This is a genomic window from Nocardioides sp. Root140 (assembly GCF_001426745.1).
Taxonomy (GTDB): Bacteria; Actinomycetota; Actinomycetes; order Propionibacteriales; family Nocardioidaceae; genus Nocardioides.
Window position 1 is genome coordinate 654,399 of sequence record NZ_LMFI01000010.1, and the last position, 25,365, is coordinate 679,763.

Genomic DNA, 25,365 nt, shown 5'->3' on the forward strand with positions numbered 1-25,365 from the left:
TGGCTATTGCCGCTCACCAATTTCCGTAGACTGCGGTGGTGTTCTGGTCGACCGCGGCGCAGAGTTCGGCCAGGTCGACGCCGCGTACGTCGGCCATCAGCCGCATCGTCATCGGGATCAGATAGGACGCGTTCGGACGCCCGCGATAGGGATGCGGGGTGAGGAACGGGGCGTCCGTCTCGACCAGGATCCGGTCCTGCGGGGTGATGGCCAGCGCGTCCCGGAGCGGTTGCGCGTTCTTGAAGGTGACCGTGCCGGCGAAGCTGAGGTGAGCGCCCTTGTCGAGGCATCGCTTCGCGAAGTCTGCGTCGCCGGAGAAGCAGTGCATCACCCAGCGGTCGGGGGCGCCTTCCTCGTCGAGGATCGCGAGGACGTCGTCGTGCGCGTCGCGGTCGTGGATCATCAGCGTCTTGTCGAGACGCTTTGCCAGGTCGATGTGCCGGCGGAACGACTCGTGCTGGGCCTCGCGGCCGTCCTCGTCGGTGCGGAAGTAGTCGAGCCCGGTCTCGCCCACCGCACGCACGAGGTCGTCCTGGGCGAGCGTTTCGATCTCCTCGAGCGCAGCGTCGAGGGTCCCCGCCACGGCCAGGCGCGGTGCCTCGTTGGGGTGGAGGGCGACCGCGGCCACGAGTGCGTCGTACTCGTGCGCTGCCTTGACCGCCCACCGAGCACCCGGCAGGTCGCAGCCGACCTGGACGATGCGGGTGACGTTGGACTTCGTTGCGGCTTCGAGGGCCTGCTCGGTGCGGAACCAGTCGTCGCCGTCGACGATGTCGAGGTGGCAGTGGTTGTCGGCCACCGGGTGCGGCAGCGGCTCCGGCGCCGGCGGACGGGTCATGTCGCGCTTGCTGCCGCTCTTCTCCTCGGTCGTCGCGCGCTTGCGGGTCGGCTCCTCGATCACGCCTTCACCCTAGGTCGTGGTTGTCCACAGGCTCTCGGGTGACCCTTTTCGTGACCCGTCTGGCCGACTTAGAGTGAACGGCGTCGCCGCTCGGGGCGGCGTCTCGGAAAGGTCGACACCTTGCGCCTCCGCACCACCGCCGGCATCGGGCTGGCCGCGCTCCTGCTGACATCGCTAGCGGCGTGCACGGACGACGACTCCGGCGCGAGCCCGTCTGACCCCGACTCGAGTACGACGACTGCCAGCACGTCACCCACGGTCGAGCCGAGCCCGACTGTCACGGACACCGGGCCGAGCATCCCGGCTGACGCCCAGGGCACGGACGAGGCCAGCGCGAAGGCGTTCGTGCGGTTCTACTTCGCCACGCTCAGCGAGGCCATGCAGACCGGTGACACCGAGACGTTGGAGCAACTCGGGAGCAAGCGCTGCGTTTCGTGTCGCAAGCTGAGCAACCTGATCAGCGACACATATGCAAAGGGCGGCTACTACGAGACACCCGGATGGCGCGTTCGTCAGATGTTCGACGAGAAGCAACTCCGCCTGGGCCGCTTTTCATTCTTGCTGTCCACCATTCAAGCCGAGAGAACGCTCTTCGGAACCAACGGCGAACAGGTGGACACTCAGCGCAGGTCCGAAGTCCCGATGCGCGTCATCGTGGAACCGAAGGCAGGTAGATGGCGCATTGAGCGGTTGGACATCATCCGATGATGGCCCTGGGAACTGCCGTACTTGCGGCTGTCGTCAGCCTCAGCGCGGGTAATTCGGGCAATGACAGGGACCCGGAGGTCCAGCCCGGCGACAACAGTCTTACGTCGCAGCTCACCGAGGTCGTGATCAAGGAAGTGGGGCAGGTCCCCGATCCACGTTTTCCAGATCAGAGCCCGGCACCCAACACCCAGGCCGGCACACCATGTACGGCTGACGGAGCGGGAGAAGACTGTTACTCCGTTGTCCGGTGCTCACCCGACGCCAGCTCGGCGACCGGTGGACGAGTGAAGGTCATCGAGTTCGGCGGCATGGGCTCACTCGGCGAATGCTCGCCGTCCGAAGGCGGACCCGTCGTCACGAGCACACTGGTGCTGAGGGCGTTCCGGCGGATTCCGGTGCCGGTCTCGAAGGTGCTCATCCAGCCGCCGGGCGGCAAGACACTGGTCAACTTCGACACCCTGTTCCGCACCGAGGCCGAACCCTTCAATCGCACCGTCACGCTGCTCGGCAGCAAGGTCGAGCTGGCCATCACGCCGAGCTCGTTCACCTGGGTCCACGGCGACGACACCACCCAGACGACGTCCTGGCCGGGTCGCGCCTACGAGCAGCGCCTGCCGATGACCAGCTACATCTCCCACGTCTACGAGCACACCAGTGATGCCTACAGGGTGCGGGTCGACACGACGTACTCCGCGCGATACCGGGTCAACGGTGGGCCCTGGCTCGATGTCGATGGCACGGTCACTCGACCGGGGAGCTCTGCGAACCTGCGCGTGGTCGAGGGGCGTCCGACGCTGGTCAGCAACTGACTCAGCGGTGGACGGCGTCGTAGACCTCGCGCTTGGGGACTCCGGCTCGCTTGGCGACGGCCAGGATGGCGTCCTTGCGGGACGAGCCCTCGGCCTCGAGGGCGGCGACGGCCGTGCGCCACACGTCGGGGTCGTGGTCGAGCGCCGGTGCATCCGGGGCGCCCTGCACCACGAGGGTCACCTCGCCACGCAGTCCGTCAGCAGCCCAGACTGCGAGTTCCCGCAGCCCACCCCGGCGTACCTCTTCGTAGGTCTTGGTCAGCTCCCTGCACACGGCACCGGGCCGGTCGTCGCCGAACGCGTCGGCCATCGCCTCGAGCGCGACCGCCGTACGGTGTGGCGCCTCGAAGAAGACCATCGTGCGCTGCTCGGCGGCAAGAGCGGTGAGTCGGCGGGAGCGCTCACCCGCCTTGCGGGGCAGGAATCCCTCGAAGCAGAACCGGTCGACCGGCAGCCCGGAGACGGCCAACGCGGTGAGCACGGCACTGGGCCCCGGCACTGCCGTGACCCTCACGCCCTCGGCGACCGCCGCCGCGACGAGGCGATAGCCCGGGTCGGAGACGCTCGGCATGCCGGCATCGGTCACCAGCAGCACCCGGTCCCCGGCAAGGAGTGCTTCGAGCAGCACCGGCGTACGCGCGGACTCGTTGCCCTCGAAGTAGGACACGACGCGTCCGTTGATCGTCACGCCGAGGTCGGAGGTGAGTCGTTTGAGCCGTCTGGTGTCCTCCGCGGCCACGACGTCGGCGCGCCCGAACTCGGCCACCAGTCGCGGCGGAGCGTCGTCGACCTGGCCGATCGGGGTCGCGGCCAGCACGAGTACGCCGGGTTCGGTGGAGGTCACGGGCCCATCATGCCTGCCTGCGTAGCATGGCTCCCCGTGACCACCCCGCCCGCCGACGTCGAGACCCTCTCGCGTGACGTCGACGGCGACCCGCTCCCCTCCATCAAGGAGCGGTGGCGTCCGCTGGCCCGACTCGAGGACCCGTTGGTCGGCTGGATCGCTGCTCTCGCAGTGACCGCGCTCGCCCTGTTCCTGCGACTGTGGAAGCTCGGCACTCCCAAGGAGTTCGAGTTCGACGAGACGTACTACGCGAAGGACGCGTGGTCGATGCTCAACCACGGCTACGTGCGCAAGTACGTCGAGGACGCCGACAAGATGATCCTCAACGGCCAGACCGACAAGGCGTGGGACGGCTCGGACCCGTCGATGATCGTGCACCCCGAGGTCGGGAAGTGGATGATCGCGGCCGGCGAGAAGGCCTTCGGCATGGACCCGTTCGGCTGGCGCATCTCGGCCGCGATCGTCGGCTCGCTGATGATCCTGGTGCTGTGCCGGTTGGTACGCCGACTCACCGGCTCCACCCTGCTCGGCTGCGTGGCGGGCCTGCTGCTCTGCTTCGACGGGATGCACCTGGTGCTCTCGCGACTCGCACTGCTCGACATCTTCCTGGCGTTCTGGTTGCTGTGCGCGGTGACCGCCCTGGTCGTCGACCGGGACTGGACCCGCGAACGGATGGCCCGACTGCCCGGCGGCAGCTGGGGTCCGACGAAGGGGCTGTGGTTCCGTCCGTGGCGGCTGGTCGCCGGCATCTGCTTCGGCCTGGCGATCGGCACGAAGTGGAGCGCGCTCTACCCGTTGGCCGCGTTCGGCGTACTCATCTGGTTGTGGGACGCGTCGGGCCGGCGTGCACTCGGCGTACGACGGGCGACGCTGAAGTCGGCACTCATCGACGGTGTGCCGGCGTTCGTTCACCTGGTCCTGGTCGCCTTCATGGTCTACGTCGCGTCGTGGACCGGATGGTTGATGCACGCCGACAAGTACGAGCAGGCGTTCTCGCAGACGCAGTACACCCAGTTCGTCTCGATGAACGACAAGTGCGAGGAGAAGCGCGACGAGTCGAAGCAGTGGCCGACGGCGAAGCAGAAGGACGCCAGCGGTGTCGGCGAGGTCGTCCAGTCCTTGCGCTCCCTGGCGTCGTACCACCACGACGTCTACGTCTTCCACATGCACTTCCTGAACTGCAGCACGCACATCTACGAGTCCGACCCGCGCGGCTGGCTGATCCTGAACCGCCCCGTCGGGGTCAACGTGGAGAACGACATCCAGCCCGGGGCCCAGGGATGCCAGGCGGAGAAGGGCAGCACCTGCCTGCGCGAGGTCATCCTTCTCGGCACCCCGATCCTGTGGTGGGGCGGCGCCCTGGCCTTGGTCTGGGCGGTCGTCGCCTGGGTCGGCAGGCGCGACTGGCGCTACGGCTTCGCCGTGGTCGGGGCGCTGGCGATGTGGCTGCCGTGGGAGCTCAACGACGAGCGGCCGATCTTCTCGTTCTACGCGTCATCGATCCTGCCGTTCACGATCGTCGCGCTGACGCTGACCATGGGCGACCTGCTCGGGCGGGAACGCGGGCCGTCGAAGCGGCGCACGATCGGCACCATCATCGGTGGCTCCTTCTTCATCCTGGTGGTGGCGAACTTCGCGTGGTTCTGGCCGATCTGGACCAACGAGCTGCTCACCCGCTCCGAATGGCTGGACCGCATCTGGTTCGCCCGGTGGATCTGACGTGACGGCACAGCAGGACCGCGTCTGGACGCCGTGGCGCTCGGTCTTCGCGTTCGGCATCGTCAGCCTGGCCGCCGACATGGTCTACGAGGGCATGCGGGCGATGGCTGGGCCCCTGCTCGGTTCGCTGGGCGCCTCGGCGTTCACCGTCGGCATCGTCACCGGGGCCGGCGAGGCCATCGCGCTGGCCCTGCGGCTGGTCACCGGACGGATGGCCGACCGCACCGGCCGCTACTGGCGGCTGACGTTCGTCGGCTACGCCATGACCGCGATTTGCGTGCCTCTGTTGGCGATCACGCCCTTCCTCGGGGTTGCCGGACTCGGCGTGGCCACCACGCTGATCCTGCTGGAGCGCACCGGAAAAGCAGTCCGCAGCCCGTCGAAGTCGGCGCTGCTGGCCCAGGTCTCGAAGTCCGTCGGGCGTGGCCGCGGGTTCGCCGTACACAAGGCACTGGACCAGGTCGGAGCGTTCGCCGGCCCGCTCCTGGTCGCCGCGGTCGCTGCCGCCACCGGCCACCTGTGGCTGGCCTTCGCGGTGCTCGCCATCCCGGGCCTCCTGTCGCTGGTGCTGCTGGCGCAGGTGCAACGGCGTACGACGCTCTCCGACGAAGCAGCACCCGCGCCGGCCATCGGCGAGCAGAGGGAGCCGGCGAAGCTGCCGCTCGCGTTCTACGTCTTCGCGACCTCCTGTGCTGCGGGAACCCTCGGACTGATGACGTTCGGCGTGATCTCGTTCCACCTGGTCGACGCCGGGCTGGTCGGCGTGGCCGTCGTGCCGGTCATCTACGCGCTGGCCATGGCGGTCGAGGCCGTCGCCGCACTCGGCACGGGCTTCGCCTACGACCGTTGGCGTGCACGGGTGCTCTACTGCCTGCCGGTGCTCATCGCGATCGTCCCGCCGCTGGCGCTGGCCGACCACCTGACCGGAGTGCTCGTCGGAGTCGCGGTGTGGGGCCTGGCCACCGGCATCCAGGACTCCACGGTGAAGGCCCTGGTGGCCGACCTCGTTCCGTCGTCCGGCCTGGCCACGGCGTACGGCGTCTTCGCGGCGTTCCAGGGCGGAGCCGCCCTCATCGGTGGTGCGCTGTCCGGAGGCCTCTATCGCGACCACCTGACCCTGTTGGTGGCACTCGTCGCCGGGTTGCAGGTGCTCTCGCTGGCCCTGCTAGTGATCACCCGTCGCGCCGTGCTCCGCGCGGAGCCATAGGCCAAGATTCGGCACCCGTCGGACCGTGCGACAGGTAAGTCGTCGCCACCACCGTCCCCCTGGGCGTGCGTCCGCCCATGGAGAGACCTCCTTACCTGCCCGAGGGGCCGCCCGACTCCGCCACCGCGGCCACGTTCGTCGTCCTCCTGGGCGAGGCCTGAGGCAAGCTCGCGTCAGCGCACGATGATGCCGGCATAGGGCTTGGGGTCGAAGTACGTCGTCTTCGGTGGCATCACCTGGCCGAGATCGGCGACCTCCCTCAACTGCTCGAGGGTCGGCGGCGCCAACACGAACAAGGCTCCCCCGTCCCGGTCGCAGAGGCTGACGAGTTGACCCAGCGGAGACGTCACCGAAATGCTCTCCGTCCGCTCGACCATCGCGGCTCCGAGCAGCGGGGTCAGCACGTGTTGTTCGAGGATGGTGAGATCGAGGCCGCCCACTCCGGCGGGACGGTCAACGGCGGGCTCGACCCGCAGCCAGGTGCCGTCGACGTACACGCTGGTGCCGCCGGTGGGGGTCTCACCGAGCGCGCACTCACTGACGTCACAGCACCCGGCGAGCAGGAGCCGGAGCTGGTCGGGATCGACCGGGCCACGCACCCGTCGGCGGAATGCCCGCAGCCGAAGACCATGCTGGGGGTAGAGGACGCACAGCAGTGCGGCCTCCGTCGGTCGGCCCGCCCGCTCCCAGAGCGCGAGGCTGGCGGCGACACGGTGGTGGCCGTCGGCGATGTAGTGAACGGACCGGTCCAAGGCATCAGCGAGCAGAACACTGGCGGCGTCGGAGACTCGCCAGACTGTCTGACGCCAGCCGTCGGGGCCGATGAAGTCGACCAGTGGTGACCCGTCCAGCGTCTCCTCCACGGTCCGGTCGACGTCCGGTCCCGCGGCGTGCAGCAGCGTGACCAACTCCGTGCGCCTGGGCACCGAGGCGAAGTGTTCGACGAGCCCCTTCACCCGAGCAGGACAAACCGCCTCGTGGCCCCGAACCCGTCCGTCGGCGAAGGCCAGGACGCTGACGTCGGCAACCACCCCGACGTGCTCGTCCTCACCGTGCTGGAGCCGGTAGACAAGGATCCCGGTCGTCGGAGGAAGGTAGTCGTCTTCAGCCGGCGCATGCATCGGATCCCTTCGGGTGCCCCTGCCGACAACAAGGGTGTCCGTCATCGGTGTGACGTTGTGGGCCGCGCTCTCCGGTCGCACGACGCGCGCTTCAGCGGGCCGGACCGTGCGGCTCATGACAGACCTGCCAACGGTGTCGCCGAGACACCGAGGACCTCTGGGATCGCAGCCATCTCGTCCAGCAGGGACGGAGGCACGGAGCCGGCGACGTCCATGGAGGCCACAGCCGCCTCCCCACCACGGAAGACCCGGTTCTCCATGTTCTCGACGTTCAGTCCGGCTGTCCTCAGCAGTTCGAGCAGTCGGGCCAGAACACCCGGGCGATCGAGGTGGCGGACCGTGAGAGTCACCGCGCCCAACCGACTGGGCTCGAGGTTGACGCAGTTGCGAACGGCCCCTCGGACGAACGCATCCACGATCTCAACCACTCCGGCGGCGGTCGCGGTCTGGGCCTGGACGGTCGAGGCCCCGATGTGGTGGGTCCCGACGACGCCCGGGTGCTTGGCCAGTGGGGACTCCCAGGCGCTGCTTCCGCCGGCGGGCTCGTCGCGGTAGACGTCGAGGCCGGCCCGGACCGCGCCCACCTCGAGCGCCTCGAGCAGGGCGCCCTCGTCGACGAGATCACCACGTGAGGTGTTGAGGAGGATCGCGCCGGGGCGCATCCAGCCGAGGAACTCCCGGCTCACGAGGCTCTGGGTGCTCGTGGTGGAGGGGAGGTGCAGGGAGACGATGTCGGAGGACCTGACGAGTTGTTCGAGAGTGGGCACGAGGGTGATGCCCAACTCGGCGATCCGAGACGCAGCGGACGACCCACGGGGCTTGTCCAGTGCCTGCACTGCGATCCCGAAGGCAGCCGCGCGCTGGGCGACGTCGAGGCCGATGGAACCGAGTCCGATGATCGCCATGGTGGAGCCGAGCAACCCGGAGGCCTTGCTGTAGGCCTTCTTCCGCCATGCCCCGGCGCGCAGGTCGGCGACGTTGTCGGCGATCCGACGGTCGACGGCAAGCAGCAACCCCATGGTGAGTTCGGCGACCGCGGCCGAGTTCCGTCCGGGCACGTTGGCCACCAGTACGCCGCGGGAGGCGGCAGCCGCGGTGTCGATCGTGTTGGTGCCGGCCCCCGCGCGGATGACCAAAGCGAGCCGGTCTGCGGCCGCGATGACGTGTTGGGTGACCTTGGTGCTGCGCACCACCAGGATGTCGAAGCCCGGAATGGCCCCGATCAGGTCGGTCTTGCCCAAGGAGGTGTCGACGACGCACTCGTGACCGCGTTGCTCGAGTTCGTCCAGGGCCTGCTGCGGCAGCGTGTCCGCAACGAGGATGCGAAGACCCGTGGGCGGGGTCCGCGAGGGTGAAGGTTGCATCGCGACCTCCCGCGCGAGGCGGTCGGCCCACCGATCGGGCCGTGTCGACGTCACGCTAGCCCCTGCATCGCGGTTCTGCCACAGGAATGCGCGGGTCGGGTGATCTCGATGTCGAGGGCGGCGTCGTCGAACTTCCTGCCGCGGCACGCTGCACCGTAGTCCGCGATCTAGACGCGGTTGGTGTGTTCGGCGATCGACAGGGCGAAACGTTGTTCGAGGTGTGTGCCGTCGATGAGGGCGTCACCGAGTGCCTCGTGGACGGGGTGGGTTCCGGTGGGGTCGACGAGTCGGTGGGCCTTGTGGGGTGAGCGCCAGACGTAGGTGCCTGGCTTGGGTTCTCGCACGGTGAANCTCGTGGACGGGGTGGGTTCCGGTGGGGTCGACGAGTCGGTGGGCCTTGTGGGGTGAGCGCCAGACGTAGGTGCCTGGCTTGGGTTCTCGCACGGTGAACTGGGCGTGGGTCTTCACCCGGTGTTGGTAGCGGCCCAGTGGGGCGGAGTTGTGGGCACCGGTCTGGGCCGGTGGCGCCGTCGGGTTGTGGTCGTAGGGGACGGGGTGGTCGTAGTCGACGCGTCGGCTCACGGTGGTGGAGTGTGGGAAGGCGGTGCGGGGGCTGAGCAGCTGGATCCGGTCCTTGAGCCATTGCGGGNCCTCAGCTCCGAGGAGTCAAGCCGTGCCCACTGACAACGGACCCTGGAAACCAGCCCTTGATCCCGAAATGTGAGACAACTCGAGAAGTATTTTTCAGGGGTGGCGCCGTCGGGTTGTGGTCGTAGGGGACGGGGTGGTCGTAGTCGACGCGTCGGCTCACGGTGGTGGAGTGTGGGAAGGCGGTGCGGGGGCTGAGCAGCTGGATCCGGTCCTTGAGCCATTGCGGGTGCACGTAGGTCGCGGTCGGGGTGGTCTGGTTGAGGTCGATCACCTCGGTGACCTGGACCAGGGCTGTGCCGAGCATGGGTGCGAGGTTGGTTGGGAGCATGGGGCCGGCGTCCTCGACCTTGGCCACGGTCCCGCGTCCGGTGGGGTGGCTGGTGGACAGGGCGGCCTGGTGCAGGTGGACGTAGACCACGGCCCGGGGACGCAGCTTGACCGGATCGATTTGGCGGAGCGCGTCGAGCAGATGCTCCGGGAACCCGTCGGCCCAGGCCACCGGTGACGAGCCGGGTTCCGCGTCTTCCGGCTCGGGCTCAGCATCAGGATCCGGTGCTGGGTGGGCGGCCGCATCGGAAGCTGCCTCCGGCTCGTGGTCGGCTCCGGTCTGGTTGTCGTCGCGGGCCGCGTCGCTTGTGCCGGCGGGCTCACTGTTGCTGGGCTGGCCCTGGTCGTCGCTGCCGCCGTCGTCCGCGGCGGCGTCGTTGTCGGTGTTACCGGCTTCGTCCTCGTCGTCGTCGTTGGCTTCGTCGTGGCCGTCGCCGGGCTGGTCCTGGTCGGTGGAGTGTGGTCCGGGGTCGGGGTTCTCGGCGTGCTCGAGCAGCAACGCGAGCAACTCCGCGGGACGCGCCAGCCACCCGAAGGCTTCGGCACGTCTCGTGTCGAGGGACCGGTACGGCACCTCGGCTTCCTTGTCGCGGGCGGCGAGGATGTCGGCGATCCGGTTCAGCATCGCATCGACCCAGACCGCGTCACCGTTCTCGACCCGGGCGATCACGTGCCGCAACCCGGCGGCGTCCATCCGCCCCAGGGACACGAACCTGCGTTCTCGGGCCTCGCGGGTGCGGATCTCGTGCAGCTGTGGGTTGGCCTCGATGATCTTCGCCTCACACACCTCCAGCACCACCGAGGGCTGCTCCCCGGCCAGGGCCTGGGCGACTGCCGCGTCCACGTAGGCGGCGTCCTCGGCGTTGAGGTGCCGGGTCAGGCGGGCGATCCGGCGGGCCACCCAGGCCTCACACCGCAGGGTCTTCAGCACGGCCCAGCACTTCGGCAGCCGGTGCACCAGGTCGAGCCCGTCGGCGACCAGCCAGCGGGTGGCCATCGGGTGCGTCTGCCGGCTGATGGCCAGCTCGGCCAGGCAGAGGTCTTGGACCATGGGGGTGCCGGCACCGCCGACCGGGATGAGTTTCGCCATGCCGGGGAACTGCCGCGCCGCGGGCCAGGTCTTCGGGTCCTCCTCGTGCAGCTCGGCCCACCGGACCCCCAATGCCAGGTCGTCGAGCTCGGATCCACGACGCAGACGCAGGGCATCTTCGACGAACAGCAACGTGCCGCCCGCGTCGAGATCCTCCGTTTCCACCATGCCTCAAACTCAAGCACTCACCACCGACAACGACCCCCCGAAAACCCCTGGAACACAGGGGATGTGGAGAACTTTCCCGAAAAGTTTCGGGTGGCCCGGCCAGGCGCGGTCGATCGTGGGTTGGCTTCGAGACAGGCGCTGGCGCGCCTTCCTCAACCAACGAAGCGGCAGCGCGGGCACCGCACACCACGAGAGCGCACCGCAGACCACGAGAGCGCAGCACGCCTTCCTCAGCCAACGATGAGCCTGGCGCGATCAGCTTGCGTCGAGGGCCAGCCGAGTCACGAGACGACAGCCGTGGCTTCACGCTGAAGCGAACCGACCGCGACGGCCGCGAACAGCACGAACCCGGCAGCGACGGCAGCCAGCGGTACGGCATCGTCGACGCCGGCCAACGAACTGGCCATGCCGGCCAGCGCGATCGCGATCAGCACCAGGCCCAGCCTCGCGAAGAGCGGAAGCCTGAACGCCTGGGCGAACGGCACGAAGTGCGTGCCGACCACGAGCACCACCCAGGCCGGTACGAGCTCGGCGTGGCCGAGCTGACGCAGCACGGCGGCTCCGGCCGGGATGGCCACCAGCTCGCCCAGCACGCAGGTCCAGTAGATGCGCAGTGCCGCGGGTGTGGGTGTCGGCGGCGCGGCCGGCGTACGCACCACCAGCCAGGCGACCAGCACCACGAAACAGGCCACTCCCACGACGCGCAGCGCCGTCGCGCCCGGCAGCTCTCCCGCGTTGGCGAGCACGAAGACCAGTCCCCCGCCGGCGCCGATGAGGCCGCCGATCTGTCGTCCGTTCATGCCGGCCAGTCAACAGGAGAGCAGCAGGGCGTCAGCCGGCGGTCAACGGCACGCGATCTCGGGAGGCGCTGAGACCGCGGTCGAGGTCCTCCATCAGGTCCTCGACGTCCTCGAGGCCGACCGAGATCCGCACGAGGTTCGCCGAGGGGCGGGCCTCCGGCGCGACCGGGCGGTGGGTCAGGGCAGCGGGGTGCTGCACCAACGAGTCGACCCCGCCGAGGGAGACCGCGTGGGTGAAGAGGCGCGTGCGCGTGGTCAGCGCCTCCGCCGCCGCGAACCCGTCGCGCAGGGTGAGGCCGACCATCGCACCCGGCCCCCACATCTGGGTCTGCAACAGGTCGCGCGAGTCTCCGTCGATCCCCGGGTAGTGGACGGTGTCCACGGCAGGGTGCTCGCCGAGCCACTGGGCGATGCGGGTCGCGCTGGCCTGCTGCGCCCGCATGCGGATCGGCAACGTGGTCAGGCCACGGTGCAGCAGATAGGCGCCGAGGGGATGCAGCAGACCGCCGGTCACGGCCCGCACCCGACGCAGCGCCGAAGCGGTCTCCTGGCCGCACGCGATCACACCGGCGGTGACGTCGCCGTGTCCGCCGAGGTACTTCGTCGCAGAGTGCAGTGACATCGCCGCACCCAGCGTGATCGGGTTCTGCAGGATCGGCGTGGCGAAGGTGTTGTCGACCAGCACCGGCACGACACCGGCCTGTGCCACGACGTGGCGAATGTCCACGAGATCCAGCGTCGGGTTCGCCGGGGTCTCCAGGATCACCAGCGCCGTGTCCGCACGGATCGCGGCCTCGACGCCCTCTTCGGTGCAGAAGTCCACCTCCACGCCGAGCAGCCCGGAGTCGAGCAGGTGGTCCGTGCCGCCGTACAAGGGTCGTACGGCGACCACGTGTCGCCGCTCGCCGAACGCCGTGGCCGACAGGATCGCGGCGGTCATCGCGGCCATGCCCGAGGCGAACGCCACCGACTCCTCCGCGTGCTCGAGCTGGGCCAGGGCCTTCTCGAAGCGACCGACCGTCGGGTTCCACAGCCGGGAGTACACATGGCCGCCCTCGGCCAGCGGGTGGCCGCCGGTGGCCATCGACTCGTAGGCCGCGCCCCCGGACTCGATGTCCGGCAACGGGTAGGTGGAGGAGAGATCGAGAGGCAGGGCGTGCACACCGAGGTCGGTGAGATCGTCACGACCGCAGTGGACAGCGAGGGAGTCAGGGCGCAGGGACATGCCCCCACGATGGTGGATTCAGCAGCCAGCCTCCATTGATTCTGTCGAATCAGCGAACTGAGCGCCTAGATTGGCCAGAAGGCTCAATCCACCCGCATCGGAGGGCAGCAGACTTGCCGAAAGCCCAAGGCGTCGGACTCGACGACACCGACCTCGAGATCCTGCGCGCGCTCTCCATCGATGCCCGCCTGACCAACAAGGCACTGGCGTCCCGGCTCGGGATCGCCGAGTCAACCTGCGCCTACCGGGTGCGCGCGCTGCGCGAGCGCGGCGTGATCCGCGGGACCAGCATCCAGCTCGACCTCGCCGCACTGGGCCGCCCGATCCAGGCGGTGATCAAGGTGCGCCTGGGCAGCCACAACCAGGCCCACGTGACCAAGCTGTACGCCGCACTCACCCGCGCGCCCGGCGTACTCCAGGCCTTTCACGTGGCCGGCGAGGACGACTTCCACCTGCACGTCGCCGTCGAGAGCGCCCAGGCATTGCGCGACCTGGTGCTCGAGCACGTGACCGTGCACCGGGTCGTCCGCCAGACGGAGACCCAGCTGGTCTTCGAGCTGCGCGAGGGCGCCGGCGTGCTGGGCTGATCAGCCCAGGCGCCCCAATCAGCCCAGCACCCCGATCAGCCCAGGCGCTCCAACTCGTCGGTGAGCAGGGCGACCAAGGCCTCGAGCTGCACGTCGGACGAGTCGGCGATCTCCTCGTCGGACCCGTCGAGCGCACGCGCAGCCAGTCCTGCCTTGCTGTCGATCAGCTCGGCGATCTTGGTGTCGAGGGTCTGCGAGGCGATGATCCGCCACGCGGTGACCGGCTCGGCCTGGCCGATGCGGTGGATCCGGTCGATCGCCTGGGTCTGCTCGGCGTCGGTCCACGACAGCTCGGCCAGCACCATGTTGGAGGCGACCTGGAGGTTCAACCCGACACCGGCCGCAGTCAGCGAGCACACCACGATCGCGACGTCGGGATCGTTGATGAACGCGTCGATGTTCTTCTGCCGCTCACGCGGAGTCTGGTCGCCACGGATCGAGGCGTAGCGGATGTCGCGCTTGGCGAAGGTCTCCTGCGCCACGTCCATCACGTCGATGTGCTTGGCGAAGAAGACCACCTTGCCGACGTTGCGGGCAAGCTGGGCGGCGTAGTCGGCGGCGAGACCAGCCTTGGCCTGGCCGATCCGGCGCATCATCGTGAAGACGTTCTCGCCCGAGCTGTTGTCGCTGTTGTCCTCGCGCTCCCACGTCGCGACGCGGCGTACGAGCTCGTGGTCGATGCCCTCGACGGTGACGCCGGACGTGCGGGTCTCGAGCGCGGTCTGGTAGCGCTTGAGCAGGCGCTTGGCCAGCTTGCGCTCGGAGTCGCGGATCGAGCGACCGAGGGCGTCGTCGAGCTCGACGGGCAGGTCGGCGACGCGGCGGGCCGGAATGTCGGAGGCGACGTCGACCTTGCGGCGACGCACGATGCCCTGGTCGATCACCGCCGCGCGGGCCGCGGCATAGAAGCCGGAGTCGACCGGCGAGAGACCGGTCTCCTCGAGGGCGGCCATCAGGCCGGGCCGCGGCTTCTTGTCGTCGATCCAGCCGAGGAACTGCCAGATCGCGCGGAAGTCCTCGATGTCGTTGATCAGCGGCGTGCCGGTCAGCGCCATCATCAGCGGTCGCGGCGTACGGGCCCGGATGCGGTCGGCAATCTCGAGCGCGTGCTGCGAGCGCTGTGACGACTTGTTCTTGATGAAGTGCGCCTCGTCGATGACCATGCCGCGGAAGCCGAAGTCACCGAGCCAGCCGACGTGCCGGTCGAGCACCTCGTAGTTCACGATCACGATGTCGGCGAAACCGTCGATCGTGTCGCCGTCACCGTGGATCACGGTGGTGGGGCGCTTCGGCGTCCAGATCTCGGCCTCGCGGGCCCAGTTGGTCTTCACGACCGACGGCACGACGACCAGCAGCGGATAGGCCTCGGCGGCCTGCGCGGCGAGCAACGCCTGCGCGGTCTTGCCCAGGCCCGGCTCGTCGGCGAGCAGGAAGGTGCGGTGGCCCTCGGCGGCAGCGGCGACGACCTCACCCTGGTGGTGCATGAGCTCCATGCCGCTGGCGGTCTTGAGCGTGCTCGGCTCCGGCAGGTCCATGCAGGACGAGGCGCCGCCGTACTCGAAGGACCGGAAGAGCGGGCCGAGCAGCTCCCACGACGCCAGGCGGTGCGTCTTCGGCGTCACGGGCGCCGGGGTGGAGAAGTCGGGAACGAGGAACGGGTTGGACAGTTGACGCGAGATCACGGACTGCGGCACGACACGGCGCTCTGTGTGCGCGCCGTTGGCCAGGGCCGGTTCCGGGGCCGCCACTTCCTCAGGGGGTACGTCGAGCCCGGCGGCCTCGAGCATCTCGCGCTTGAGGGCACGCGCCGCATCGGAGACCGAGGCCTCTTCGGTGAGCAGCTCGAGCAGTGAGGTGTCACGGGCCGTGGTCTTGGCGAGGATCGTGGCGATGCCGTCGAGGCGCTTGAGCTCGTCGGCTCGCTTGGCCTCGGTGGTCTCGGTGTCGGCCTTGATGCGGGCCCGCTCCTCACGCACCAGAAGCGCGACGACCTGGAACTTGGTGCGGTCAGGGCGCTGGACCGACCCCTTCTGCACCGCGATCTCGACCTCACGCACGGCGCGGGCGAGCACGGGGATGATCCCGTCGTTGTCGAGCGGTCGGTTGCGACGCTGGTTGTTGCGCTGGCCGCCGCGCTGGTTGCTGCGCTGTGCGGTCCGCGTGTCACCGGTCTGGCGGCGCTGGCCTCGTCTTGCCAAGAATTCTCTCCTCTGGAGGGCCCGGGTCAGGGCGTGGAGGCCGGCTGTCGAGCAGCGCTCGGACGGCGAACAGGCCGGGGCCTGACGATCAGGCCGAGACCACCCGAGTCGATCCCGGCGATCTGCAGCCGGGGCAGTCGTTCCTGCGGCGCGTGATTCGGCGGCGCTTGATTCGAACCAGCAGAACCGAGGGGTTGGAAAACCTGACCTCTACGGCGCCCATTCTACGCACCGATCAGCAGGAACGGTGCATCCGGTGTCGGCTGCTCGCTGCGCGGCGTCACCGATCCACCATTGATCAGTCGCTCATTCCATTATTTTCGAATATCTCTTGAATCTTCGCACGACGAATGTCATGCTCTGTGACAGGCATCACCGCCCCGCCCACCCACTTGATCGCCCGAGGAGAACCGCCATGACAGAGCTCAACGCCATCGAGACCGACGTACTGGTCATCGGGGCCGGGCCCGCCGGTCTGGCCATGGCCGGCCTGCTCGCCGAGCTCGGGATCGACACCGTCACCGTCACGAAGTACGGCGGCACCGCGCACTCGCCCCGCGCGCACATCACCAACCAGCGCACGATGGAGGTCTTCCGCGACCTCGGCATCGAGGACGACGTGCGCGAGGTCGCCACCCCCAACGAGCTGATGGGCAACAACGTCTGGTCGACCAGCTTCACCGACCCCGAGATCGCCCGGCTCCTGACCTGGGGCAGCGGCCCCGAACGACGCAGCGACTACGACCTGGCCAGCCCGAGCCAGATGTGCAACATCCCGCAGCACATCCTTGAGCCGGTCATGCTGCGCGGCGCGACCGGGCACGGCGCCGACGTCCGCTTCGACACCGAGCTCGTCGACCTGACCCAGGACGCGGACGGCGTGACCGCGACCGTGAAGGATCGTGGCACCGGCGAGCAGCAGACCATCCGGGCGAAGTACGCCGTGGGCGCCGATGGTGGCCGCTCGACCGTGGCCGAGCTGCTCGACTTCTCCATGGACGGCACGACCGGGCTCGGCGCCGCCGTGAACGTCTGGCTCGAGGCCGACCTGACGGCGTACACCGCGCACCGGCCCGGCACGCTCTACTGGATGTGCCAGCCGGGCAACGACTACTGGGTCGGCTCGGGCACCTGGATCTGCGTGAAGCCGTGGACCGAGTGGGTCATGCTCTACATGTACGACCCCGCCCAGGGCGAGCCGGACCTCTCCGAGGAAGCCGTGATCGCGCGGGCCCGCACCACCATCGGCGACCCGGACGTCGACATCAAGGTGAAGGCGATCAGCCAGTGGCAGATCAACCACGTCGTCGCCGAGACCTACCAGCAGGGTCGGGTCTTCCTCGCCGGTGACGCCGCACACCGACACCCGCCGGCGAACGGGCTGGGCACCAACACCTCGATCCAGGACTCCTTCAACCTCGCCTGGAAGCTGGCCTACGTGCTGCGCGGGCTGGCCGGCCCGGCACTGCTCGACACGTACGACGCGGAGCGCCAGCCGGTCGGCCGTCAGGTTGTCGACCGGGCGATGAAGAGCGTCGGCGACATGCTCCCGATCTCGCAGGCGCTCGGCTTCGCGCCCGGTCAGAGCAGCGACGACGGCTGGAAGGCACTGGACGACCTGTTCCTCCCCGGGCCCGACGGCGAGGTCCGCCGCAAGGCCCTCGACGAGGCGGTCGCCTTGCAGAACTACCAGTTCAACTGCCACGGCGTGGAGCTCGACCAGCACTACGAGTCCTCGGCCGTCGCCGACGACGACACTCCCTGGCCCACTCCGGACCGCGACCCCGAACTCTTCCACCACCCGACCACACACCCCGGCGCGCGACTGCCGCACGCCTGGCTCGAGCACGAGGGGCGCCAGGTCTCCACGCTCGACCTCGTGGGCCACGGCGCCTTCACCCTGCTCACCGGCATCGGCGGAGAGGCGTGGGCGGACGCCGCCGCAAAGGCAGCCACCGAGCTCGGCGTACCCCTCAATGTGCGCACGCTCGGCCACCACAGTGAGTACGACGACGTGCTGGGTCGCTGGGCCGAGCTGCGCGAGGTCGAGGACACCGGCTGCCTCCTGGTCCGCCCCGACCACCACGTCGCCTGGCGCTCCACGCGGCTGACCGACGACCCGCAGGGCGACCTCGTCGCCGTACTCCGTCGGACGCTCGCGTCCGACGCCTGAGCGACCGGCGCCCCGGCGCGAAGGAGTCCGGAGGTTCTCCGAATGCCGTGGGACGGCGCCGCGGCCGGTAGATTCGCGGCGTGTCAGACAAGCGCCCCCGCCGTACCTTCGCCGTCATCAGCCACCCCGACGCCGGCAAGTCCACGCTCACCGAAGCCCTCGCCCTGCATGCGCGGGTGATCACCGAGGCCGGCGCCGTCCACGGCAAGGGCGGTCGCCGCGCCACGGTCTCGGACTGGATGGACATGGAGAAGGCCCGCGGCATCTCGATCACGTCCGCGGCCCTCCAGTTCGTCTACCGCGACCACGTCATCAACCTCGTCGACACCCCCGGCCACAGCGACTTCTCCGAGGACACCTACCGGGTGCTCTCCGCGGTCGACTCGGCAGTGATGCTGGTCGACGCCGGAAAGGGCCTCGAGCCGCAGACCCTCAAGCTGTTCAAGGTGTGCGCGTTGCGCGGCATCCCGGTGATCACGGTCATCAACAAATGGGACCGTCCCGGGCTCTCCGCCCTCGAGCTGATGGACCTCATCGAGCAGCAGATCAAGCTGCGGCCCACGCCCCTGACCTGGCCGGTCGGCGAGGCGGGCGACTTCCGCGGCGTCCTGGACCGGCGTACGGGCGAGTTCGTGAAGTACACCCGTACGGCGGGTGGCGCCACGCGTGCCCCCGAGCGCCGGATGCCGCCGTCCGAGGTCGACGCGACGGACGCCGACGTCTGGACCGACGCCGTGGAGGAGCACGAGCTGCTCGCCGCGGACGACGCCGACCACGACCAGGACCGCTTCCTGGCCGGGGAGACCACACCGGTCATGTTCGCCTCCGCGCTGCAGAACTTCGGGGTGGCCCAGCTGCTCGACCTGCTGCTCGACCTCGCCCCCGCACCGCACGTCACCGCCGGGGTCGACGGCTCGTTGCGACAGGTCGACGACGACTTCAGTGCCTTCGTGTTCAAGGTGCAGTCGGGCATGAACGCCGCCCACCGCGACCGGCTCGCCTACGCGCGCATCGTGTCCGGCGCCTTCGACCGCGGCATGGTCGTGACGCATGCGACCACGGGCAAGCCGTTCGCGACGAAATACGCCCAGGCGGTCTTCGGGCGCGAGGTGTCGTCCATCGAGCACGCCTACCCGGGCGACATCGTCGGGTTCGTCAACGCCCAGTCGCTGCGCGTCGGCGACACGGTGTACGTCGGCGACCCGATCGAGTACCCGCCGGTGCCGACGTTCGCCCCCGAGCACTTCATGACCGCGACCGCCAAGGACATCGGCCGCTACAAGCAGTTCCGCCGGGGCATCGAGCAGCTGGACCAGGAAGGCGTCGTCCAGGTGCTGCGCTCGGACCTGCGCGGCGACCAGAGCCCGGTGCTCGCCGCGGTCGGCCCCATGCAGTTCGAGGTCGTGCAGGAACGCATGACCAACGAGTTCAACTCACCGATCCGGTTGTCGCGACTCGACTACCAGGTGGCTCGGCGCACCGACGCCGAGGGCGCGAAGGCCCTGGCCGGGGCACGGGGCTGCGAGGTGCTCCAGCGTTCCGACGGCACCTACCTGGCGATCTTCACCGACCAGTGGCGGGCCACCGCGACCGCCCGCGACAAGCCCGACGTCATGCTCGAGGCCTTGCCCGCCGGCGGAAGCTGACGCTCGGGCGCCGGGCCCGCAGCGAGTCGAGGGCCGGCCCGTACTGCTCGCGGGCTCGCTCGGCGCGGACCTGTTCGTGCACGAGCAGGCGCAGGAGGGCCAGTTCGGCGTCTCCGGCCAGCGTGGTCTCCGAGGCGAACTCCCGGAGGAGCTGCTGGCACCGCGCGCTGTCCTGGTGCTCACCCAGCGTCTTCTGCAGCCGCTTGGCCGCCGCCGCCAGATGGTCAGCCGGTGACCCGAAGACAGGTACGACGACCTCGGCCGCGTGGCGCAGCCGCTTGGTGGCCTTGCGCACCTCGTGCAGCAGCAGGTCGCGATCGGCGTCGGTGCGTGCACGACCCGCGGCCTTGGCGCGACGGGCGAGCCGCTTCCAGTCGCGGCGAACCCCCACTCCTAGGACGTCGTGGGCCGCGGCCTGCGCCTCCGGGGCCCACGGTGGCTCCTCGACCAAGGCGTCCAGGGCATCGAAGAGGTGGAGGCACGGCGGTGAGTCGAGCGCCTGTCTGACGTGTGCAATGCCTTCGTCGTGGCGCAGATCCAGGCGTGCCGCCAACTCCTGGGGTCCCAGCCCGGCCAACCGGTCACGCAACACCTCGGCGTCGCGCGCTTCGCCCAGCACTCCCGCAAGCCACTTCAGCTCGTCGCGCAGTGCCCGGGATGAGTCAGCCGTGAGCATCGGTCGGAACGTCGCGAGGGCACTGCGCAGACGCCTGGTGGTCACCCGCATCCTGTGCACGGCGTCCGGCTCGTCGGCCCGCACCGGGCCCCGGAGCTCACGAAGTTGCTGGACCTGTGTGCGGAGGTGGGGGTGCAGCACCTCGGCGGCCGAGAAGTGCCTCATGTCCGGAGGCTACTCGCGCCAGGTGTCCGGGAAGCCGTTCGATCCATGCACTGTCATCATGGGTGGATGGAGCTGGACACGATTCGCGCATTCCTGGCCGTGGCTGACGGCAGCACCGTGACCGAGACCGCCGAGCAGCTCCATCGCACGCAACCCGCGGTGTCCCGGGCGCTGGCCCGGCTCGAGCGCGAGGTGGGCACCCCGCTGCTGCAACGCGTCGGGCGCGGCCTGACGCTGACGCCGGCCGGCCGTGAGCTGGCCGGGCACGCCCGGGACACCCTCGACGCCTACGAGCGGGGCATGCGATCGGTGCAGGACATCACCGCACCGGACGGCGGCTTCGTCCCCCTCGCCTTCCTGCACACCCTGGGGACCTGGCTCGTCCCCGAGCTGATCCGTGGCTTCCGCGCCGAACGCCCGAACGTGCGGTTCGACCTGCGCCAGCACGGGGACGCGGGCCTGATCGACGACCTGCTCAACGGTGTCGTCGACCTCGCCATCACCGGTGATCGACCGCAGCTGAAGCAGCTCGAGAGCCGCCAGCTGTTCCAGGAGCCCCTGCGCCTCGTGGTGCCACCCGACCACCGACTCGCCTCTCGACGTACGGCGCGGCTCGGCGACGTCGCGCACGAGGAGTTCATCGTGCTGAAACGGGGATTCAGCCTGCGCTCGGTCACCGAGGACCTGTGCGCGCAGGTCGGGTTCACGCCACAGATCGGCTTCGAGGGCGAGGAGGTCGAGACCCTCCGGGGGCTGGTCTCGGCGGGCCTCGGAGTCGCCCTGCTGCCCGAGTCGCGCAGCGGCGCCGCGCCCATCGCGCCCTCCCTGCGCATCACCGACGTGCGCGCCTCACGAGAGATCGGTCTTGCCTGGGTCCGCGACCGCCACCTGCCGCCGGCGTCCGCGCAGTTCCGGGACCACGCGCTCCGCACCAGCTCGAAGATCCATGTGTCTGACGCATGAATTGATGTCCAACTAGGCATTAGACGCATTCCAGAACTGCCTTGAGGATGGTGGTGCACATCTCCATCGACCTGAGGACACGGGATGACAGACATCGACCCCGCCGAGACACAGGAATGGCGCGACGCACTCGCCGCCGTCCTGGAGTTCGAGGGCGAGGCGCGCAGCGAGTTCCTCCTGGACCAGGTCCTGGAGGAGGCGCAGCGCCTCGGCTCACGGGTGCCGTTCGTGGCCACGACGCCGTACGTCAACACCGTCGCGGCGAGTGACGAGCCGACCCACCCGGGCGACCGCGAGATCGAGCACAGCATCCGGTCCGTGATCCGCTGGAACGCGCTCGCGATGGTGCTCCGCGCCAACAAGGAGTCGACCGAGCTCGGCGGCCACCTCTCCAGCTTCCAGTCCGCCGCAACCCTCTACGACGTGGGCTTCCAGCACTTCTGGCACGCCGCGTCCGACGACCACGGCGGCGACCTGGTCTACGTCCAGGGCCACCTCTCCCCCGGCATCTACGCCCGTGCGTTCCTGGAGGGCCGGCTCACGGAGGCCCAGCTCGACAACTTCCGCCAGGAGACCGGCGGCGCCGGGCTCTCGTCGTACCCCCACCCGTGGCTGATGCCCGACTTCTGGCAGTTCCCCACCGTCTCCATGGGGCTGGGCCCGCTGATGGCGATCTACCAGGCACGCTTCCTGAAGTACCTGCACGCCCGCGGCCTGGCCGACACCGCCGACCGCAAGGTCTGGGCCTTCCTCGGGGACGGCGAGACCGACGAGCCCGAGTCGCTCGGCGCGATCTCCATGGCCGCCCGGGAGAAGCTCGACAACCTGGTCTTCGTGGTCAACTGCAACCTGCAGCGGCTCGACGGCCCGGTCCGCGGCAACGGCAAGATCATCCAGGAGCTCGAAGGCGTCTTCCGCGGCGCCGGGTGGAACGTCGTCAAGGTCATCTGGGGCTCGGGCTGGGACCAGCTCCTCGCCAAGGACACCACCGGTGCCCTCAAGCGACGGATGATGGAGTGCGTCGACGGCGAGTACCAGACGTTCAAGTCCAAGGACGGCGCCTACGTCCGCGAGCACTTCTTCGGTGCCGACCCCGAGCTCGCCCGGATGGTCGCGGACTGGACCGACGACGAGATCTGGCGCCTGACCCGCGGCGGGCACGACCCGCAGAAGGTGTACGCCGCCTACGCCGCCGCCAACGCCCACACCGGCTCTCCGACCGTGGTGCTGGCCAAGACGGTGAAGGGCTACGGCCTCGGCTCCGCCGGTGAGGGTCAGAACATCACGCACCAGGCGAAGAAGGTCGCCGAGCCCGCACTGCGCGCCTTCCGCGACCGCTTCTCGATCCCCGTCCCGGACGAGCAGCTCCCCGACCTCCCCTACGTCTCCTTCGAGGAAGGCTCCGTCGAGCACAAGTACCTGCACGCGCGCCGGCAGGAGCTCGGCGGCTATCTCCCCGAGCGGCGCCGCACCTCGACACCTCTGGAGGTCCCGGGTGTCGAGGCGTTCGCCGCCCAGACCGCCGGTTCGAAGGGCCGCGCGATCTCGACCACCATGGCCTTCGTCCAGGTGCTCACCAAGCTGCTGCGCGACAAGAACGTCGGCAACCGGGTCGTCCCGATCGTCCCCGACGAGGCACGCACCTTCGGCATGGAAGGCCTGTTCCGCCAGGTCGGGATCTTCTCGCAGGCCGGCCAGCTCTACACACCCGAGGACGCCGAGCAGCTGATGTTCTACAAGGAGGACATCAGCGGCCAGATCCTCCAGGAGGGCATCAACGAGGCCGGCGCCATGTCGTCGTGGATCGCCGCAGCGACGTCGTACTCCAGCAACGACACCCCGATGATCCCGTTCTACATCTACTACTCGATGTTCGGGTTCCAGCGCATCGGCGACCTCGCGTGGGCGGCCGGCGACATGCGCGCCCGCGGCTTCCTGCTCGGCGGGACCGCCGGGCGCACGACGCTCAACGGCGAGGGCCTGCAGCACGAGGACGGCCACAGCCACCTTCAGGCCGCGATGATCCCGAACTGCGTGGCCTACGACCCGACGTACGCGTTCGAGCTGGCGGTCATCGTCGCCGACGGGCTGCGGCGGATGTACGCCGAGCAGGAGGACGTCTTCTACTACCTCACGCTGATGAACGAGAACTACGAGCACCCGGCGATGCCCGAGGGTGTCACCGACGGGATCCTCAAGGGCCTCTACCGCCTGCAGCCCGGCAAGGGCCGCGGTGCCGCGAAGGTGAACCTCCTCGGTTCGGGCACCATCCTGCGCGAGGTGCTCGCCGCCGCCGACCTGCTGGCAGTCGACTTCAAGATCAAGGCCGACGTGTGGAGCGCACCCAGCTTCACCGAGCTGCGTCGCGACGGCCTGGCCACCGAGCGGTGGAACACCCTCCACCCGCTCGAGGAGCCGCGCATGTCGTACGTCGAGCAGTGCCTGGGAGACCGCAAGACCCCCGTGGTGGCGGCGACCGACTACATGAAGTCCTTCGCCGACCAGATCGCGCGCTTCGTCCCCGGCAGCTACACCGCACTGGGCACCGACGGGTTCGGCCGGTCCGACTACCGCCGCAACCTGCGCAGCCACTTCGAGGTGGACCGCCACCACATCACCGTCGCCGCACTCAGCAGCCTGGCAGCCGAAGGCATCGTCAGCAGGGACCTCGTCGCCCAGGCGATCGAGAAGTACGGCATCGACCCCAACCGGCCCGACCCGGCCCACGCGTGAGGACAGCAACGATGGAGATCAAGGTTCCCGACATCGGTGACTTCACCGACGTACCCGTCATCGAGCTCCTGGTCAGCCCCGGAGACGTCGTCCAGGCCGAGGACCCGCTCGTCACCCTGGAGACCGACAAGGCCACGATGGAGATCCCTTCCCCGGTCGCCGGCACGATCGTGTCGCTGTCGGTCAAGGTCGACGACCTGGTCAGCCGGGGCAGCGTGATCGCGATCGCCGAGACCGCCGAGGCCGGCCCGGAGACGGTCGAGACCCCCGAGACCCCCGAGGCCCCCGAGGCCGTCGAGACTCCCGAGCCCGTCGAGGTCCCCGAGACACCCACTCCGGCTGCCGTGCCCGCGCCGGTGGAACCCGCGCCGGCCGCGGACTCCGAGACCAGCGGCACCCTCCGTGCCACTCCCCTCGTACGCCGACTCGCCCGTGAGCTCACGGTCGACCTCGCGACTGTCACCGGCAGTGGCCCCGGACGCCGCGTGACGAAGCAGGACCTGCTCACCCACTACGAGCGCTCACTCGCGCCCTCGGCGGCGGGCTCGAGCGGCATCCCCGCCGTTCCGGAGGTCGACTTCTCGAAGTTCGGCCCGATCCGCACCGTGCCGCTCTCGCGGATCAAGAAGCTCTCGGGGCCCCACCTGCACCGCTCCTGGCTCAACGTCCCGCACGTCACCCACTCGGACGAGGCCGACATCACCGACCTCGACGCCTACCGCCGCGAGCTCGACGACACCGCGCGTGCCGAGGGATACCGCGTCACGCTCCTCAGCTTCCTGCTCAAGGCGGTGGCCGCGAGCCTGCGGAAGTTCCCGGAGGTCAACAGCTCGCTGGCCGGCGACGAGCTCGTGCTGAAGGACTACGTCCACATCGGTGTCGCGGTCGACACCCCTGACGGCCTCGTGGTGCCCGTCGTACGCGACGTGGACCGCAAGGGGGCGCTGGAGCTCAGCCGCGAGCTCGGGGACCTGTCCGCCCGGGCCCGGGAGGGCAAGCTCACCGCCGCCGACATGCAGGGCGCGACCTTCACGATCAGCAGCCTCGGTGGCATCGGCGGCACCGCCTTCACGCCCATCGTCAACGCCCCCGAGGTCGCCATCCTCGGCGTCGTGCGCTCGAAGATGGCGCCGGTCTGGGACGGCGAGGCCTTCGTGCCCCGACTGATGCTGCCACTGTGCCTGTCCTACGACCACCGTGTCATCGACGGCGCCCTGGCGGCCCGCTTCACCGCCCACCTCACGCAGCTCACTGCCGACGTGCGCCGCCTCGCGCTGTGAGTGGCTGCGC

At 69.4% G+C, this 25,365-nt stretch carries 20 protein-coding genes; 10 read left to right on the forward strand and 10 right to left on the reverse strand.

The features are described from left to right. Positions 1-13 precede the first annotated feature (13 nt). Entirely contained in the window at positions 14-838 is an 825-nt protein-coding gene (locus ASD30_RS13515) for a TatD family hydrolase (RefSeq protein WP_056684942.1), read from the reverse strand. Positions 839-1,021: 183 nt separating this feature from the next. On the opposite strand from ASD30_RS13515, the gene ASD30_RS13520 reads away from it, so the two are divergent. Next, positions 1,022-1,609, forward strand: coding sequence for a DUF6318 family protein (locus ASD30_RS13520; RefSeq protein WP_056682173.1), 588 nt, complete (start codon positions 1,022-1,024; stop codon positions 1,607-1,609). Positions 1,610-1,893: 284 nt separating this feature from the next. Beyond that, positions 1,894-2,418: a hypothetical protein gene (locus ASD30_RS13525; protein ID WP_056682176.1), complete on the forward strand. Its 525-nt coding sequence runs from the start codon at positions 1,894-1,896 to the stop codon at positions 2,416-2,418. A 1-nt stretch (position 2,419) separates the two neighbouring features. Here the strand turns inward: ASD30_RS13525 and rsmI are convergent, their stop codons facing one another. Further along, positions 2,420-3,262, reverse strand: coding sequence for a 16S rRNA (cytidine(1402)-2'-O)-methyltransferase (rsmI, locus tag ASD30_RS13530; RefSeq protein WP_056682178.1), 843 nt, complete (start codon positions 3,260-3,262; stop codon positions 2,420-2,422). Positions 3,263-3,298: 36 nt separating this feature from the next. Here rsmI and ASD30_RS13535 point away from each other — a divergent pair, with 36 nt between their 5' ends. Beyond that, complete coding sequence (locus ASD30_RS13535) at positions 3,299-4,981, forward strand: dolichyl-phosphate-mannose--protein mannosyltransferase (protein WP_056682181.1); 1,683 nt, start codon at positions 3,299-3,301, stop codon at positions 4,979-4,981. Position 4,982: 1 nt separating this feature from the next. After that, positions 4,983-6,188 (forward strand): MFS transporter, encoded by a 1,206-nt coding sequence (locus tag ASD30_RS13540; RefSeq protein ID WP_056682183.1) that lies wholly within the window; start codon positions 4,983-4,985, stop codon positions 6,186-6,188. Positions 6,189-6,361: 173 nt separating this feature from the next. On the opposite strand, the gene ASD30_RS13545 is transcribed toward ASD30_RS13540, so the two are convergent. The 6 genes from ASD30_RS13545 to ASD30_RS13565 form a co-directional block, all read right to left on the reverse strand. Then, on the reverse strand, positions 6,362-7,354 hold the full coding sequence (locus tag ASD30_RS13545) for a DUF1015 family protein (protein WP_162250966.1): 993 nt from the start codon (positions 7,352-7,354) through the stop codon (positions 6,362-6,364). A gap of 68 nt (positions 7,355-7,422) precedes the next feature. Continuing rightward, positions 7,423-8,673, reverse strand: coding sequence for a phosphoglycerate dehydrogenase (locus tag ASD30_RS13550; RefSeq protein ID WP_082563957.1), 1,251 nt, complete (start codon positions 8,671-8,673; stop codon positions 7,423-7,425). A 167-nt stretch (positions 8,674-8,840) separates the two neighbouring features. After that, positions 8,841-9,023, reverse strand: a 183-nt coding sequence (locus tag ASD30_RS26620) for a hypothetical protein (RefSeq protein WP_235532586.1), incomplete at its 5' end; no start/stop codon positions are given. Positions 9,024-9,325: 302 nt separating this feature from the next. Beyond that, on the reverse strand, positions 9,326-10,909 hold the full coding sequence (locus ASD30_RS13555) for a hypothetical protein (protein WP_056682189.1): 1,584 nt from the start codon (positions 10,907-10,909) through the stop codon (positions 9,326-9,328). Between the two features lie 281 nt (positions 10,910-11,190). Next, positions 11,191-11,709, reverse strand: a complete 519-nt coding sequence (locus ASD30_RS13560) for a hypothetical protein (RefSeq protein ID WP_056682192.1) — start codon at positions 11,707-11,709, stop codon at positions 11,191-11,193. Positions 11,710-11,740: 31 nt separating this feature from the next. Then, positions 11,741-12,934 carry a trans-sulfuration enzyme family protein gene (locus tag ASD30_RS13565; RefSeq protein ID WP_056682195.1) on the reverse strand — a complete coding sequence of 398 codons (1,194 nt, stop codon included), beginning with the start codon at positions 12,932-12,934 and terminating at the stop codon, positions 11,741-11,743. A gap of 113 nt (positions 12,935-13,047) precedes the next feature. On the opposite strand from ASD30_RS13565, the gene ASD30_RS13570 reads away from it, so the two are divergent. Beyond that, the gene (locus ASD30_RS13570; RefSeq protein WP_056682199.1) at positions 13,048-13,521 is read left to right on the forward strand and encodes an Lrp/AsnC family transcriptional regulator; all 474 of its coding nucleotides are present in this window, start codon (positions 13,048-13,050) and stop codon (positions 13,519-13,521) included. A gap of 35 nt (positions 13,522-13,556) precedes the next feature. Here ASD30_RS13570 and ASD30_RS13575 read toward each other — a convergent pair whose 3' ends face one another. Next, on the reverse strand, positions 13,557-15,719 hold the full coding sequence (locus ASD30_RS13575; RefSeq protein WP_056682202.1) for a DEAD/DEAH box helicase: 2,163 nt from the start codon (positions 15,717-15,719) through the stop codon (positions 13,557-13,559). Between the two features lie 415 nt (positions 15,720-16,134). Here ASD30_RS13575 and ASD30_RS13580 point away from each other — a divergent pair, with 415 nt between their 5' ends. Next, complete coding sequence (locus ASD30_RS13580; protein WP_056682206.1) at positions 16,135-17,892, forward strand: FAD-dependent monooxygenase; 1,758 nt, start codon at positions 16,135-16,137, stop codon at positions 17,890-17,892. 80 nt (positions 17,893-17,972) lie between these two features. Beyond that, the gene (locus ASD30_RS13585) at positions 17,973-19,538 is read left to right on the forward strand and encodes a peptide chain release factor 3 (protein WP_082563828.1); all 1,566 of its coding nucleotides are present in this window, start codon (positions 17,973-17,975) and stop codon (positions 19,536-19,538) included. Here the strand turns inward: ASD30_RS13585 and ASD30_RS13590 are convergent. After that, on the reverse strand, positions 19,504-20,379 hold the full coding sequence (locus tag ASD30_RS13590) for a CHAD domain-containing protein (protein ID WP_056682212.1): 876 nt from the start codon (positions 20,377-20,379) through the stop codon (positions 19,504-19,506). The two genes, ASD30_RS13585 and ASD30_RS13590, sit on opposite strands and share 35 nt — an antisense overlap. Before the next feature lie 66 nt (positions 20,380-20,445). Here ASD30_RS13590 and ASD30_RS13595 point away from each other — a divergent pair, with 66 nt between their 5' ends. From ASD30_RS13595 to ASD30_RS13605, 3 genes are all read left to right on the forward strand, one after another. Next, entirely contained in the window at positions 20,446-21,342 is an 897-nt protein-coding gene (locus ASD30_RS13595) for a LysR substrate-binding domain-containing protein (protein WP_056682215.1), read from the forward strand. A gap of 84 nt (positions 21,343-21,426) precedes the next feature. Further along, a complete protein-coding gene (gene aceE / locus ASD30_RS13600) occupies positions 21,427-24,075 on the forward strand; it encodes a pyruvate dehydrogenase (acetyl-transferring), homodimeric type (RefSeq protein WP_056682218.1) in 2,649 nt (882 codons plus the stop codon). Positions 24,076-24,086: 11 nt separating this feature from the next. Beyond that, entirely contained in the window at positions 24,087-25,355 is a 1,269-nt protein-coding gene (locus ASD30_RS13605; protein ID WP_056682221.1) for a 2-oxo acid dehydrogenase subunit E2, read from the forward strand. Positions 25,356-25,365 lie beyond the last annotated feature (10 nt).